General features: G+C 36.2%; 15 protein-coding genes. 7 read left to right on the top strand and 8 right to left on the bottom strand.

Annotation, left to right across the window (positions count from 1 at the left end; genetic code table 11):
* The first annotated feature begins 9 nt into the window (after positions 1–9).
* From ACXAGJ_RS09965 to ACXAGJ_RS09955, 3 genes are all read left to right on the top strand, one after another.
* On the top strand, positions 10–906 hold the full coding sequence (locus ACXAGJ_RS09965) for a serine/threonine protein phosphatase (protein WP_474839388.1): 897 nt from the start codon (positions 10–12) through the stop codon (positions 904–906).
* Positions 907–915: 9 nt separating this feature from the next.
* On the top strand, positions 916–2,103 hold the full coding sequence (locus tag ACXAGJ_RS09960; RefSeq protein ID WP_474839386.1) for a helix-turn-helix domain-containing protein: 1,188 nt from the start codon (positions 916–918) through the stop codon (positions 2,101–2,103).
* A gap of 106 nt (positions 2,104–2,209) precedes the next feature.
* Complete coding sequence (locus tag ACXAGJ_RS09955; protein ID WP_474839384.1) at positions 2,210–3,355, top strand: acyltransferase family protein; 1,146 nt, start codon at positions 2,210–2,212, stop codon at positions 3,353–3,355.
* Between the two features lie 16 nt (positions 3,356–3,371).
* On the opposite strand, the gene ACXAGJ_RS09950 is transcribed toward ACXAGJ_RS09955, so the two are convergent.
* Both ACXAGJ_RS09950 and ACXAGJ_RS09945 read right to left on the bottom strand, forming a co-directional pair.
* Complete coding sequence (locus ACXAGJ_RS09950; protein ID WP_073318271.1) at positions 3,372–3,611, bottom strand: NifU family protein; 240 nt, start codon at positions 3,609–3,611, stop codon at positions 3,372–3,374.
* A gap of 3 nt (positions 3,612–3,614) precedes the next feature.
* Complete coding sequence (locus ACXAGJ_RS09945) at positions 3,615–4,754, bottom strand: Mrp/NBP35 family ATP-binding protein (RefSeq protein ID WP_474839382.1); 1,140 nt, start codon at positions 4,752–4,754, stop codon at positions 3,615–3,617.
* Positions 4,755–4,947: 193 nt separating this feature from the next.
* Here ACXAGJ_RS09945 and ACXAGJ_RS09940 point away from each other — a divergent pair, with 193 nt between their 5' ends.
* Entirely contained in the window at positions 4,948–5,787 is an 840-nt protein-coding gene (locus tag ACXAGJ_RS09940) for a hypothetical protein (protein WP_474839380.1), read from the top strand.
* Here ACXAGJ_RS09940 and ACXAGJ_RS09935 read toward each other — a convergent pair.
* From ACXAGJ_RS09935 to trmB, 3 genes are read right to left on the bottom strand one after another with little or no spacing between them, the layout of a single operon-like run.
* Complete coding sequence (locus ACXAGJ_RS09935; RefSeq protein ID WP_473283429.1) at positions 5,784–6,140, bottom strand: methylated-DNA--[protein]-cysteine S-methyltransferase; 357 nt, start codon at positions 6,138–6,140, stop codon at positions 5,784–5,786. The two genes, ACXAGJ_RS09940 and ACXAGJ_RS09935, sit on opposite strands and share 4 nt — an antisense overlap.
* On the bottom strand, positions 6,131–6,760 hold the full coding sequence (locus ACXAGJ_RS09930) for a LysE family translocator (protein ID WP_073318281.1): 630 nt from the start codon (positions 6,758–6,760) through the stop codon (positions 6,131–6,133). Before ACXAGJ_RS09930 ends, ACXAGJ_RS09935 begins: the two co-directional genes overlap by 10 nt.
* A 14-nt stretch (positions 6,761–6,774) precedes the next feature.
* The gene (gene trmB, locus ACXAGJ_RS09925; protein ID WP_073318284.1) at positions 6,775–7,449 is read right to left on the bottom strand and encodes a tRNA (guanosine(46)-N7)-methyltransferase TrmB; all 675 of its coding nucleotides are present in this window, start codon (positions 7,447–7,449) and stop codon (positions 6,775–6,777) included.
* Between the two features lie 209 nt (positions 7,450–7,658).
* Between trmB and ACXAGJ_RS09920 the strand changes: the two genes are divergently transcribed.
* A complete protein-coding gene (locus ACXAGJ_RS09920) occupies positions 7,659–8,714 on the top strand; it encodes a glycosyltransferase (protein WP_073318287.1) in 1,056 nt (351 codons plus the stop codon).
* Here ACXAGJ_RS09920 and ACXAGJ_RS09915 read toward each other — a convergent pair.
* The 3 genes from ACXAGJ_RS09915 to ACXAGJ_RS09905 all read right to left on the bottom strand — a co-directional run bounded on the left by ACXAGJ_RS09915 (position 8,652) and on the right by ACXAGJ_RS09905 (position 12,948).
* A complete protein-coding gene (locus tag ACXAGJ_RS09915) occupies positions 8,652–9,731 on the bottom strand; it encodes a sensor histidine kinase (RefSeq protein WP_474839376.1) in 1,080 nt (359 codons plus the stop codon). The two genes, ACXAGJ_RS09920 and ACXAGJ_RS09915, sit on opposite strands and share 63 nt — an antisense overlap.
* Complete coding sequence (locus tag ACXAGJ_RS09910) at positions 9,732–10,415, bottom strand: response regulator transcription factor (protein WP_474839374.1); 684 nt, start codon at positions 10,413–10,415, stop codon at positions 9,732–9,734.
* A 136-nt stretch (positions 10,416–10,551) separates the two neighbouring features.
* Complete coding sequence (locus tag ACXAGJ_RS09905; protein WP_474839372.1) at positions 10,552–12,948, bottom strand: inorganic phosphate transporter; 2,397 nt, start codon at positions 12,946–12,948, stop codon at positions 10,552–10,554.
* A gap of 471 nt (positions 12,949–13,419) precedes the next feature.
* Between ACXAGJ_RS09905 and ACXAGJ_RS09900 the strand changes: the two genes are divergently transcribed.
* Both ACXAGJ_RS09900 and ACXAGJ_RS09895 read left to right on the top strand, forming a co-directional pair.
* Complete coding sequence (locus ACXAGJ_RS09900) at positions 13,420–13,779, top strand: toxin-antitoxin system YwqK family antitoxin (RefSeq protein WP_474839370.1); 360 nt, start codon at positions 13,420–13,422, stop codon at positions 13,777–13,779.
* Positions 13,780–14,549: 770 nt separating this feature from the next.
* Positions 14,550–15,842, top strand: a complete 1,293-nt coding sequence (locus tag ACXAGJ_RS09895) for a hypothetical protein (RefSeq protein ID WP_474839368.1) — start codon at positions 14,550–14,552, stop codon at positions 15,840–15,842.
* Positions 15,843–15,932 lie beyond the last annotated feature (90 nt).

The following is a 15,932-nucleotide window of genomic DNA, read 5'->3' as shown; positions in this document are numbered from 1 at the left end:
ACATACCCAATGTCGTCTCAATCCCGACTAGATCGTGCATATAAAAATGCCAAAGTTATTGAGTTTAATGATAGTTCAAAGTTTGTCTTATTTAGTGATTGTCATCGTGGGGATAATAGCTTTGCAGATGATTTTGCAAACAATAGAAATATCTACTTTCATGCACTAAAACACTATTACAATCAAGGCTTTACATATTGTGAACTAGGAGATGGTGACGAATTATGGGAAAATCTTACGTTCGAAACCATTTTCAGAGCGCATAAAAATGTTTATGAACTCCTTCAGTTATTTTTTCAGGAAAATCGACTAGAAATGATTTGGGGTAATCACGATATGGTTTACCGGGATCCTAGTTACGTAAAGAAGCATCTGAGCTCATATTTTGATCAAAAAACAGATTCTACCGTTCCCCTTTTTCCTGATATCAAGTACCATGAAGCGATCATACTAAAACATCAGGACAACGGTCAGGAAATCTTCTTACTGCACGGGCATCAGGCTGATTTTATGAATTATATAGGCTGGCGTATCAATAGGTTTTTGGTACGAGTATTATGGAAACCTCTTCAGGTTGTTGGTATTGCAGATCCCACAAGCCCTGCCAAAAATTATAAAGAAACCATTAAAGTAGAGCGTAGAATAAAAAAATGGATCGCTTCAAAAAACAACTTATTTACAGTAATCGGGCATACGCACAGACCACGTTTTCCCGAGGCAGGCGAATTGGCCTTATTTAATGATGGGAGTTGTGTACATCCTAGATCGATCACCGGGATGGAAATTGAAAACGGATGTATCACATTGATCAAATGGCAAATCGCAACTACAGACGATGGAGTATTACAAATCATCAGAGTTCCTTTAGAAGGTCCACAAAAGCTTACTGAATTTATAACAGAATGATCTGTTGAGATGCGAGCAGAAAATATTCAAGATATTTTAGACCAAATCCCTATTCGGCATGATATAGCCTCATATATCATGTTTTTGGGAATCGTATTAGGATTGTTGGTAGGAATACTCATTCTAATAAAAACCAACAAAAAAAACGTAGCCTTCAAATTTTTAGGTGTTTTTCTAATAGCTCAAGCCATTATATCACTAGATAATTTTTCATGCTATACTGGGCTGATGAAATATGCTATAGCATTTAATGACGCTACAGAGCCTCTCGTACTTATTCTGGGGCCTAGTATGTACCTATTCGTGTATAGCTTGCTCACAAGAAAACCGGTTACCATCAAGAATATTGGGGTTCATTTCGCACCAGCCATTTTTTATGGCTTGACCCAAATCGGGTATTACCTACATCCCACTCCTGTTAAAGTCAATGCGTATTTGGGAGCCTATCACGATCACTTAACAAAGGCAATAATCCCTGATGGCACAACCTATAATTATTTATGGATCAAGGATGAGTTTCGTTGGGTAATTTTAGGGAGTTTGATCGTTTATATTATACTGTCATTTCGTGTTCTATATCATTATCTACGTCAAAAAAACATACATCTTACCCGAAGCACACTTCATAATAAATACTCATTTACCCGAAATTTAGTGCTCTCGTTTCTAACTGTTTTCGTAATCATTTTTGCAGTGTATTGGAATTTTGAAGACGATTCTGGAGATCATTATATTACCACTTTTGTGAATCTATCCGTGGTAGCGATTACATTAATTATGGTATCAGAATCCAGATTTTTTCAGAATTCATGGATTTCGGATAAATATGAAACGCTGAGCTATACCCATCAAGAAATATCTATTGAAAAAATTAAAGAGTTTGTAGAAACTAATGGCTTTTATCTTTTGGAATCTGCATCACTAAAAACGCTTGCCCAAGAATTGAATTCTAGTGCTAATTATATCTCGCAAATCATCAATACTTCAACAGGGCTTAATTTTAATGATTTTATCAATCAATATCGAATTGATTTGTGCAAACAACGTTTAGTAGATCCAGAGTATAATCATCTTACCATAGAGGCTATCGGGAACTTTGCGGGGTTTAAATCCAAATCCTCTTTTTATAATGCTTTCAAAAAACATGTACAAATGTCTCCAAAAGCATTTGTCACTCTTCAAAAGTCTTCTTTCTAAATATTTGAAAACGTCCAGAATTACAATTCTGCACCTAATTACCGCGGATTTTGATCAAATCAACCCAGAATTATTTCAATTTTGGACCTCATCAATCTTGAAAAATATGGAACAGAAAATTCGACGTTACGACATTGACTGGTTACGGGTCATCGTTTTTGGATTATTAATTTTTTATCATGTAGGGATGTTTTTTGTACCCTGGGGATGGCACATTAAAAACAATGTCATTTATGATTGGCTACGTTGGCCTATGCTTTTTTTAAACCAATGGCGTTTACCTATTTTATTCGTCATCTCTGGAATGGGAACGTATTACGCACTGTCCTCGCGTAATCTTTGGCAATTTAATCTGGAACGATATCTGCGTCTGGGAATACCCCTGGCGGTAGGAATGTTACTTATCGTTCCCCCTCAAGTATATGTAGAACGTTTGGCAAATCATGAGTTTACTGGCTCTTTTTGGGCCTATCTTCAAGGACCTGCTTATGTTGGCATCTATCCCGAAGGAAACATCAGCTGGCACCATCTCTGGTTTTTACCCTACTTGTTTGTGTATTCTTTTTTGTTATCTCCTTTTTTAATTTTTCTGAAGAGAAGAAAGACTAAACTAATGAGATGGATTACTAAATTATTACAAAAACCATTAGGATTTTACCTATTTGTAATCCCATTGTATTTTGTTGAAGTCTTGATAGAACCTTTCTTTCCTATAACGCATGCGCTGGTTGACGATTGGTTTACCTTTATCAATTTCCTCATTTTATTTTTCTATGGATTCGTTTTACTGGCTACCGGAAATGTATTTTGGGAACACATAGATCGAATCAAGAAAAAGGCACTTTGGATCGGGATTATTGCTTTTTCATTGCAGACCACCATTTGGGTAATAGGGAAAGACAGCGTCCTTATTCATTTTACTGAAGGGATGGTTAAAGTAGTCAACTTATGGTCCTGGATTTTGGTCATATTTGGATATGCAGCAAAATATTTAAATCACAAAAGCAGAACTATAGCATACTGCAATAGAGCGGTCTACCCTTTCTATATATTACATCAAACGATCACCGTTATTATTGGGTATTTTATAATGAATTTGCACTGGGGTTTTATTGCCAAATTTACGATTATGGTGATAGGAACTTTTCTGGCAAGTTGGATACTATATCACTTTATAATACTCAAAATCCCTTTTCTACATCCATTATTTGGATTAAAAAAGGGATATCGTAATACAAATAAAGGTTCTTAAAAAGAACCTTTATTTGTTATCCTATATTTAATACTTCTTCTATTTGAGGAGCGTATTTTTTGATCGTCATTTCTACTCCAGACTTCAAAGTCATCTGATTAACGCTACAACCTACACAGGCACCTTCTAGCTGTACCATAACCCTCTTGTCGTCTTCAATAGAAACCAAAGAAATATTACCTCCATCACTCTCTAAAAAGGGTCTAATCTCATCCAACGCCTTTTCTACATTTGCTCTTAATTCTTCTGAAGTCATTTCTTATTTTTTTACAGCAGAACATCCTGCCATTGTTGTTATTTTAATCGCTTCGGTAGGAGGTAAATTTTCATTTCTGTTTACCACTTCCTGAACCACACTTTTTGTTATTTCCTCGAAAGCTTTCTCGATAGGAGTAGCTGTTTGCAATGCTGCTGGTCTACCCACATCTCCCGCTTCTCGTATGCTTTGTACTAATGGAATTTCTCCTAAGAAAGGAACCTCTAGATCCTCTGCTAAATACTTAGCCCCTTCTTTTCCAAATATATAATATTTATTGTTAGGAAGCTCTTCTGGAGTAAAATACGCCATATTCTCGATAATTCCTAAAACCGGAACATTGATACTCTCTTGCTGGAACATTGCTACTCCTTTTTTAGCATCTGCCAGTGCCACATTTTGTGGAGTACTTACTACCACAGCACCAGTAATTGGTAAGGATTGCATTATAGATAAGTGAATATCTCCTGTTCCTGGAGGTAGATCCAAAAGTAGAAAATCTAATTCTCCCCAGGCAGCATCAAAAATCATCTGATTCAATGCTTTGGCAGCCATTGGACCTCTCCAAACCACCGCCTGATTAGGCTGTGTAAAAAATCCTATCGACAGTATTTTTACTCCATAATTCTCGATAGGCTTCATTTTGGATTGATTACCCACTTTTACCGAAAGTGGTCGTTCTCTTTCTACATCAAACATAATTGGCGCAGAAGGACCATATATATCTGCATCTAGCAATCCAACATTGAATCCCATTTTGGCCAACGTAACCGCCAGGTTTGAAGTAACTGTAGACTTTCCTACACCTCCTTTACCCGAAGCTACTGCAATGATATTGGTAATCCCAGGAATTGGTTTCCCTTTGATTTCATTTTTTTGAGGCTGGGCAGCCGGTGCTTCTATTTTGATATTGACTTTTACTTTTGCCTTTTCATAAACATGCTCATGAATCGCTTTCAGTATATCTACCTCAGCACGTTTCTTGATATGCAATGCTGGTGTTCCTAAAACCAAATCGACGATGACCTCATCTCCAAAAGTGATTACGTTTTTTACGGCACCACTCTCTACCATATTTTTTCCTTCTCCTGCAACCGTAATAGTCTCTAGCGCTTTTAGGATCTCAGATTTTTCCAATTTCATGCGTTTCTCTTTTTCCTTTTTAAAACAAATCAATTCGAATTTGTTCTACATGCAAAGATAACCCGAAAAGTTAACATTATAAAGCCCAAAAATCGAAATGATCTATCGTACCATCGTCTTTGATAATATTATGTTTTTGAGTATGGTATGATTTATGTGTCTTAGGCTTTTTGAATTTTCACAGCAAACCACAATGAAAAAAACAGCATTAGTTTTAGCTCTCCTAATGATATTCAGTATATCCAATATTATGGGGCAAGGAAAACTCGAAAAAGCAGAAAAAAGTATTTCCAAAAAAGAACGACGAGAAAGTCGAGGTTCAAGATCTCAAAGTACAACTGTGGATTATGATGATTATCAAGGTAGTTTTATTGAAGAAACCTTTGCTGCCTTATTCGTAGATGTGGTTTTATTTGGTTCGTATTATGCCATGATCGAGACACCCATCGAGCAAGAGTATTCAGCTAGTATGGCATCGATCACCAAGTATCCCTATCTTGATGGAAATAAGGGCAATTATGCGTATCAACCGGGGAATGATACTCAAGGGTTTCGTACTACTTTGTCTAGTCGTTTTGTTGCTGAAAACAGTAAACTTTATGGAAACCACCTTAATTTGAATATGCGATTTCTACAAAGAGTCGGTGTTGAAATTGACTACCTGCAACTCTGGGAAGAAAACACCAATTTTGGTCGTAATTCCTTGGCGTTGTATACAGCATTAGCAAAATATCACAGAGTACGCACACAACGCTTTGATGCCTGGTGGGGATTAGGAGCTACCTACATTGATGGCGCTATAGACGAATGGGGATTTACCTATGGCGTAGGAATCGAGTGGTTCTTTGCCAAACCCTTCAGTCTGGAATCTAATTTCAACCAAACGTTTATCAACGATGAAACTATTAATAAATTTAATGGGCTGGTAAATTATCACATCGGACGCTATAAGCTTTCTGGAGGAATGGAACATTTGAAAATTGGAAACACTGATTTTACCATGTTCTCTGCAGGATTAGGTATTGCTTTTTAGAGTTCCTTCATAGGATCCCAAAATATTTTATCAAACTCCTGTATTTGATTATCGATAACTTCTACCCCTTCGCTTTCTAAAAGTTGTTGCATCAGATTGGTACCTTGAAAATGATGTTTCCCGGTAAGGATTCCTTTTCGGTTCACGACTCTGTGCGCGGGAACATCGTCCCTACCATCGCAGGCGTTCATCGCCCATCCTACCATTCGGGCGCTTCTGGCCGCTCCTAATGTTTTTGCAATCGCTCCGTACGAGGTTACTCTCCCATATGGAATTAACTTCGCTACTTCATAAACTCTTTCAAAGAAGTTGCCCTCCGATCCTGATTCGTTGTTCTTTTCTTTTACTCCCATGTATAAATAATTCGTGCCAAGGTAATCACTACCAGAATTAACATCAAAATCCCCATAAAATAATTAGAGTATTTGGTGATCGTTGCTGTTTTCTTTTCAATTTTCAGAAAGGAGAATACATAAAAATAAAGGGTTACAAAAGTTCCCGATCCCGCAGCAATAATAAAAGCAATAATTCTTGGCGCATCGTATTCTATCTTACCACTAACACTCATCCCTGCGGCAATAGCCACAAAGTAGGGTATAGGCAAGACATTAATAGCAGACATCATTACTCCCTTAAAAAAACTCCGAGTGTTATTATGTCTGTATACCTTTATCTTGGTTTCTCTTTGTTTTGCTTTGGCAAAGAAATAAATCGCCATCAAAAAAAAGATTACTGCTCCCGTACGAAGTAGTATGTTTTTTACAAATGGGCTGAAAAAGATATATTTTGCCAATAGAATAGCTACCAATGCTTGAAACACAACAATCACAGAAGCTCCTATAGCCACCAAAACACCATTCTTTTTACCTCGCTCAAGACAGGTGCGGGCAACCGTCATGTTCACCAATCCTGGAGGTATTACCCCAATCAATGACGCAAAAAAAGTGACAAGAAATAGTTTGGTTGTTTCCAAGATGGTAAGGCCGATTAAGTAATTTTAAATTGAATGTAAGTTATGGGTTTATTTTCTTCTAAATATTGTTTTTCATAAAAAGTTTGTATGGCTGTCACCACCTCTGGAGCGCCCGAATTATGGTACACATTATGATTGGCATAAAGCACTTCGTGCCCCTCACCGTGCAGTAACCCCAAAGTGTATCCATGCATAAATTCACTATCTGTTTTTAAGTGTACCAAACCTTCAGCTTTCAATATTTTCTTATACCGATTCAGAAAATCGTGGTTAGTCAAACGATGCTTGGTCCGCTTATATTTTATCTGCGGATCAGGGAAGGTAATCCAGATCTCATCGACCTCTCCTTCTTCAAAAATATATTCGATCAATTCTATTTGGGTTCGTATAAAACCCACATTATTCATTTCATTTTCTATGGCTGTTTTGGCACCTCTCCAGAACCTGGCACCTTTGATATCTATCCCGATAAAATTTTTGTCAGGATATCGCTCTGCCAACCCAACAGTATATTCACCTTTACCACACCCCAATTCTAATACAATTGGGTTTTGATTTTTAAAAAATTTCTCCTTCCATTTTCCCTTATATCCCAAGGAATTGTTAAGCACCTCGTCTCGGGTAGGCTCGATTACATTTTGAAAGGTTTTATTCTCGTTAAAGCGTTTTAGTTTATTCTTACTTCCCACGTATCCACTATTTCTTTTCTACTAGTCTCAATTACTAAATATTCGTTACAATCTCGATAATCTACAAAAAGTGTGCAATTATGAGTGTCGAATTATATTAAACATAATTTTTTGGTAAAATTAAGGAAATATACGCATAAGGAAATAGGATTACTTTTATTCTTTAGAACAAATAGTTAGTCGGTCTAACAAACTAAAAACTAAGACATTTGGACAAAAAAGTACTTGTAGCTCCTCTAAATTGGGGATTAGGCCATGCAACGCGATGCATACCTATTATCAATGCATTAATCGAAGAAGGATTAGAACCTGTAATTGCTTCAGATGGAGCGGCGCTTGCGCTATTGAAAAAAGAGTTTCCTTCTTTACAAACCAAAGAACTTCCTTCGTATAATATTGAATACGCAAAAAAGGGAAGTAACTTTAAGTTAAAGATGCTTTTGAATAGCCCAAAAATTGCGCATGCGATTAGTGCCGAGAAAAAGGCCATAAAAAAACTAATGGAACAGGAAGAATTTTGTGGGATCATCTCTGATAACCGTATGGGGGTTAGACACAAAAAAATCCCTTCGGTTTTTATTACGCATCAGCTAACAGTACTTAGTGGAAATACTACATCTTTCAGCACCAAATTGCACAACAAATACATCAAAAAATTTGACTTGTGTTGGGTGCCAGATATGGCAGACGATCCTAATTTGAGTGGCGAGCTAGGACATCCTAAAAAAAGCAATGTACCTGTAACCTATTTGGGTCCGTTAAGTCGATTTGAGTATAAAGCAATGCCAAAAAAGTATGATATTATGGTACTGCTTTCGGGTCCGGAACCGCAACGTACTTTACTCGAACAAAAACTATTTAGAGAATTTGAACAAAGTGATAAAAGTATCGTCTTTGTACAAGGTATTATAGAAGATACGCATAAGACCTATGTAAAGAATAATATTACCATCCATAACTACCTGATGGGAAAAGAGCTTGAAGATACCATCAATAGCAGCAGCTTAATCATTTCTCGCTCGGGATATACCACGGTAATGGATCTTGCCAAATTAAAGAAGAAGGCATTTTTCATCCCTACTCCAGGACAGTTTGAACAGGAGTATCTGGCACAACGATTAACGCTTAATAAGTTGGTACCCAGTTGTAATCAGCACGAGTTTACATTAAAAAAATTACATGATTTGAATATGTATAGAGGACTAAGCAGTTTTAGTACCGACATCGATTACCGGGAACTTTTTCACTTTTTCCAGAGTAAATGAAAACTCGCTTCCTACTCTATAGTCACTTTCTACATAAATACGTTCGTGATGTGCTTCGATAATGTGCTTTACTATGGCTAACCCGAGTCCCGAACCTCCTTCTTTTCGGGATCCACTCTTGTCTACCCTGTAAAAACGTTCGAACAGTCGAGGGATATGCGCCTGCGCGATACCTTCGCCATTATCGGTTACCCGAACAATAACTTTATTGCGGATCAGATCTTCGATACTTACCTCTGTAGTACCGTCTTCTTTTCCGTATTTTATAGAATTGACCACCAGATTCGATAACACTTGTTGTATACGTTCTTTATCGGCGTGGACCATTATTGGATCTTGATAATTCATATCAAAAGCCAATGCTATATTCTTTTTGGAAGCTTTCATTTCGTACAAATCAAATACACTCTGCACCAATTCTACGATATCAAAATTTACATAGTTTAAGTTCAAATCCCCCGTTTCTAACTTGGTAATCATATCCAGGTCATTCACGATATAAATCAGACGCTCTACTCCTTTGCCCGCACGATTCAAGTACTTTTCCAAAATTTTGCGCTCGTTCATAGCCCCATCCAACAAGGTTAGGATATATCCCTGTACTGTAAAAAGAGGAGTCTTAAGTTCGTGAGATACATTTCCCATAAACTCTTTACGATAGGCTTCTCGGATTTTTAAGGTCTCAATTTCTGTTTTTCGTTGTTGAGCAAACTTTTCTACTTCTTTAATAAGTGTCCTCATGTCTGTAGTTACCGGACCATCATTGACCTTATCTACCTCAAGCATTTCGATATCGTCGTAAATACGTCGAACTCTGCGATAAATAAAACGCTCTACTCGATACTGCACCACAATAAAACACACCGCATAGCAACCCACAGCAAATGCCAAAAGAAATAAGAAATTCAGCTGTGATTGTATGAATAAAAAAACGCTCAATGCGAGCGTTAATACTATCGTTATGTATAAAGACGACAGGTATGCAAACCTATACGACTTCCTGAAGTTTTCTGCCATTTATACTACAAACTTATATCCGACACCTTTGATCGTTTTAAAGCTATTGTCTCCTATCTTTTCTCTTAATTTTCTAATATGTACATCGATGGTACGTCCTCCTACAATAACTTCATTTCCCCAAACCTTATCAAGGATATCTTCTCGCTTAAAAACCTTACCTGGTTTGGAGGCCAATAAAGATAGCAATTCAAACTCTTTTCTGGGTAAAATGATCTCTTTTTTGTCTTTAATGATCTTATATTCATCTCGGTTAATTACCAGATCTCCAATTTTCACCACGTTATCTGAAGAATCATCTTCTTTAAGCCTTCTTAGCAAAGCTTTTACTTTACTAATCAATACTTTTGGTCGAATTGGCTTTGTGATATAGTCATCTGCACCAGCATCAAAACCTGCTACCTGAGAATAATCTTCTCCTCTTGCGGTCAAAAATGTAATAATGGTGTTTTGCAAATCCGGAACCTTACGTATTTGTTCACAGGCTTCGATACCATCCATCTCAGGCATCATAACATCCAGAATAATTAAATGTGGTTTCTTTTTCTTTGCAATTTTTACGGCTTCTACACCATTTTCTGCGGTAAGTACATTATACCCTTCTGCAGTTAGATTGTATCCAACGATCTCTAGAATATCAGGTTCGTCGTCTACTAATAGAATGGTAATATCCTTTTTATTCATCTTTTTATTGAATTAGATCACTTCGGGTAAATATACTATGTTCGTTTGAAAGTTTTGCCTCTAAGCTATTAGGAAACACTAAACTAACACAAAAATCTCATAAGGATAACAATTCCTTAACTTTACAAGATGTGCTCTAATCCTGATGATCCCTATACGCTGCTAATAAATTCATGGTTGCCGTAATCAGGTCTTTGGTCTCTGTGAGCAATCCAAAATACAGGGTTGTATTTTTAGGACTACTTTCTTCTGTTCGGGTTCTGGCAATTTGTTTTGAGATTTTGGTGCTTACCAATGTGTATAACTCTTGTTTTTCTTCGATAATACCGTTGAGCTTACCAAACTCTTTTTCGTCAAACACCGTTTTTATGTTATCAAAGAAATTGCCGAGTTGGTTCTCGATTTCTTTAAGGTCTTTAATTTGATTAAATCGTAAACGTTTGTGATTATTGTTCACGTGCTTATGACTTACTTTGGCAATATATTCTAAAGATTGTGTGATATCTTCCAAATAGCCCAAAATGGAAATATAGAAATCACTGGCTCCAACGCTGGACTCGTCTAGATTTTTAATAAAGTAAAAGATACTATCTCTTAGCTCTTCTACTTCGGTTTCTAATTTGGCAATACCTTTTCTACTCTTTTTAAGCGCTGTCAAATCATATTTTGCAAGGCTCTCGATCGTATTTCCATAAATCTTATTACTTCTATTGATAAAAGATCTTACATTATCAGAACTTTCTTCGATCACTCCTTGTATAGAACTACTTTCGGATTTCTTTAATCGATCTTCGGCGCGCTCTGCTCTGGTCTTATTACGATACTTAATGGTACTTCTGATAATTAGTAACAAAGCAACCAACAACAATACACCTGTCATTATAGGTTGATGTATATTAATCAGAAATGCAATCAAAGCCGCTGCCAAAAACGCACTAATTGCGGTAAAGAACCATCCTCCAATTACATTAAGTACTCCCGCTACACGATACACAGCACTTTCACTTCCCCATGCACGATCTGCCAACGAAGTACCCATGGCTACCATAAACGTAACATAGGTAGTAGACAATGGTAATTTCATAGAAGTAGCAATCGATATCAAAATACCTGCCACCATCAAGTTTACAGCTGCTCTTACTAAATCAAAAGCAGGCTTATCTTCTTTTTTTGAAGCAAAGAAATTCGTCTTTGTCGCTTCTTCATCAAATTGTTTTTCTACAAACCCTTTAAAAGAACCAGGTGTAATTGCAGAAATCCATTCGGATATCGATATGGTAGTACGTACTATCCCTCGAGACAAAAAGTTAGGTCTAAATTTTTCGTCCCCTTCTCCTTGTCGAGATAAATCAATAGATGTTTTTACAACGTTCTGCGCTTTTGCCGAAAACCATAAGGTGAGTACCATAATCAACCCTGCGGCTAACAACAAAAACGTTGGTGTAGCTACCTTTGATGCTAACACCTCCATTGTGAATGCATCTGCAGAAACTCCAGAGGCGGACCACGCTTCATAGGATTGCCATGCTGCAATAGGTACCCCAATAAAGTTCACCAAATCATTACCTGCAAAAGCTAATGCCAATGCAAAGGTTCCAACGATAATAATAATTTTATAAATACTGGTTTTGAAAACAGAAATGATCAAATAAGAAAGTATCGACCAAAAAACAAACCCAACAGCTACAATCAACAATACATTGGTTTCTAAAAACCCTCTTAGCGTTATCGCTACAGTTCCTGCGTTAGCATCAATAGCAAAAAGATCCTTTTTGGCTTTTATCAGTTCTTTTACAGATTCGTATGAACTATTAAAGTAAGCATTTGCCCAATCCAAAAGTCCTTCGGCACCACCATTATAGACAACATCAATTACAGATTTTGCATAATTGGTTCCTTTGATTCCTTTGATAAAAATGAAGTATAATATTGCCGTTAGTGCTACTCCACCAAATAAGGCGCCTACCCATTTGGCTTTCTTTTCAAAATTAAATGATAGTAGTAATCTGGATATATACTGTACAATTGCTCCTACCGAAAAAGCCACTACAACCGATAGTAGTATCCCGGCAATAATTTCTCCGGCTTTCTTTGTATTGATATAATTTCCAAGATCAGCAATAGATAAGGAAGAATCAGCAAATATCTTAAGTAAAGCCACACAAACCGCAGCTCCGAGTAATTCAAATACAATAGACACTGTAGTAGAAGTTGGCATCCCAAGCGTATTGAAAAAATCCAGCAGTAAGATATCCGTAATCATTACTGCCATAAAGATGATCATGATTTCATCAAAATAGAACTCTCCAGGGACAAAGATTCCTTTTCTGGCAACCTCCATCAATCCACTAGAAAAGATAGCTCCAGCTGCTATTCCCACACTTGCAACAATCATAATCGTTCTAAAAGAAATAGCCTTAGAACCAATAGCAGAATTCAAAAAATTTACTGCGTCGTTGCTCACCCCAACAATCAGATCCGCAATAGCCAAAACTGCTAAAGCAACGATCATAAATATGTAAATATCACTCATATATTTTATGCCTACTTAATGATCACAAAAATGTTATTTAAAATTAAGTCATATGTTATTGAAACGTTATCTTTTTGATGCTTTTGACATCCAAAATATGCTGTAAACACTCAGCAAAATCTATCGGCATCAACAATGATCTTATACGATATCTTAAAGGCTCCTAAGGTGAGAAAAAACCAAACCTACATATTAAATCATCAAATCACTGTTTTTCAAAGAAGTAAGATCTTAAAAAAAATTAACAATACGTTTTTCATAAAAACCAGATTGATGATTTTCCAATCTTATCGTATAAAATTTGGTATTTTTTTCTATTAAGCATTAATTTTAAATACAATTTAATATATTGATATACAATATTTTACAGGTTTAATGTTAATTTAATGTTATCTAAATGTTGTTTAAAAGTAAAATTAATGTTACTTTTGTAATATAAATATTAAGAACCCCGAACAAAAACATTGAGTTATGAGAAATTTAGTAACAGTAATAGCATTGATATTTTCAGTAACTATCTATGCTCAGGAAGTGAAACCTACCTTCGAAAAACAGGGTGACTTAATTAAAGGTACGTATTATTATAAAGACGGAACCGTAAGTCAACAAGGATTTTATAATACCGAAGGAAAACTTCATGGTGAATGGAAAGCTTATGATGTTACAGGAAAGAAGATTGCTATGGGGCAGTATGTTAATGGAACAAAAACCGGAAAATGGTTTTTTTGGAATGCAGACAAATTATCAGAAGTAAATTATTCTGACAATCAAATTGCAGGTGTGACCACCTGGACTGGAAAAGACAATGTAGTGGTCAACTACAAAAATTAAATACTCCTCAAAAAGTACAAAAAAACGCTTCAGCATGCTGAAGCGTTTTTTTGTTTCCATATTTTCATTTGTGAAATCGCAAATTAAATTCTAATTCCCTCTTAATCTTTTGATGCTGTATTTGCGTTATTTATAAATCTCTTTATACCCTATCTCAAAGATTGAACAATCAAAAATCAACTATATTTAAATCTATCATTAAAAATACTTTCAACTTAAACATTTCCAAACCTGTTAAACTTTCTTCGAAATTAACCGAATTTTAAATCCATAAAACAAACAAGACAAAACCTATCAAATTGTTTATTTTTTTCTGGCACCAAAGAACTATAGATCAACAATAAAAAATAAAAAAAAAGAGATGACAATTCCAAAATAGACAAATTTGATTTTATGCCTATGTTACCCTATTTCTTAAAAAACATCTTGAATTAACACTATCATAACTTTTAAAAAACATTAAAGAAACATAAATAGATTAGTCAAAATTTCCCTTCAATAACAAAAACTAGTTTACCAAAAACTAATAAAAAAAAGCATAACTGATTGATTATAAAAATTTTATCAATTTATCACTTCACCAACTCTTGAACGCATATTTCCCCAAAAATCCTACAAATACCATCATTTCACATTTTTTTCCTACATCACAATCCCTTAATCTAAGGATAATAATGGGATAAAACCTATTACTGGAAAACCGTATTTATTTGTAAAAGTTTTTAAACTCAAAATAAGAACAAAATCTTAAATTCTTTAAACTTTTAATTATGAAAAAATTATTGATTGCAGGTTTTGCAATGTCAATCTTAGCTTTTACAGGTTGTGGTAGTGATGACGACGGTGGAGAACCAACTACCCCACCAACAGAAAGTACTACGCTTTCAGGACAAATTACTGAAGACAGAACTTTAACTGCTAACAACATTTATACATTATCTGGTCGTGTTGTTGTTACAAGTGGTGTTACCTTAACAATCGAGCCAGGTACTATCATCAAAGCAGAAGGGGGAACTGGTCCAAATGCTTCTGTAATGATTTGCGCAAGAGGTGGTGTAATCAATGCTAATGGTACCGCTGCTAATCCTATCATCTTTACTTCTATTGCAGATGATATCCAAGTTGGACAAACAGAAGGAACCAACCTTGATGAAAACCAAAGAGGACTTTGGGGTGGACTTATCGTTCTTGGTAATGCTCCTGTATCCCTAAATGGTGATGCTGATGCTGCACAGATAGAAGGTATTCCTGCAAGTGATACCAATGGATTGTATGGAGGAAACGATCCTGCAGATAATTCTGGAACTTATAGATACATCTCTATCCGTCACGGTGGAGCATTAATCGGAGAAGGAAACGAGATCAACGGATTAACTCTTGGAGGGGTTGGTACTGGTACTACTATAGAGTTTATCGAAGTAGTAGGTAACGTTGATGATGGTGTTGAGTTCTTTGGAGGAACGGTAAACGCTTCTAACTTATTAGTATGGGCACAAGGAGACGACGCTATCGACATCGACCAGGCTTACTCTGGAACTATCGATAACGTAGTAGTGGTACAAGGAGCTATTTCTGACCACGGTCTGGAAATCGACGGACCTGAAGGATCTGCTACTGGTTCTTTCACGCTTCAAAATGTAACTTTATTCGGATCTGATTCTGGTGAAGTTGCTGACTACAGAAGTGGTGCTACTGGAACTACAAGCAACGTATTGGTAACTGGATTCACAGCTTCTGCCGATGTTGAATTAGATAACAATGGTGTTTCTCAAAATTTCCTTGATGGTGCATTAACTTTCGCAAACTGGGAGGTAGTATTACCAACAGGTGTTGCTGCTGCAGAAGACATCTTCGTAGAAAAAGTAGGATGTGCCATGAACTGTGACGATGCTGATGACACTAATGATGTTGCTGAAGATCCTATCATCTTGATGCCTACGTTTACTGAAAGAGCTGACGCTTGGACTACTGCTGTAGCTGACGCTGCTTCTGCAACTGTAGGTGCAACGACTTCAGCATTTAGCTGGACATTTGCAAACTCTAAAGCTAATTTAGGTTTCTAATATAATTTGAATATAGTCAAAACTAGTTAGTACAAGGTATTGCTCGTCTCCGATTAGGGACGAGCAATACTTATAATAAACACAAGGAAA

The organism is Aquimarina sp. AWH4_224 (genome assembly GCF_056160245.1).
The sequence above is the reverse complement of the archived record's forward strand: the minus strand, read 5'-3'. Positions and strand labels throughout refer to the sequence as shown.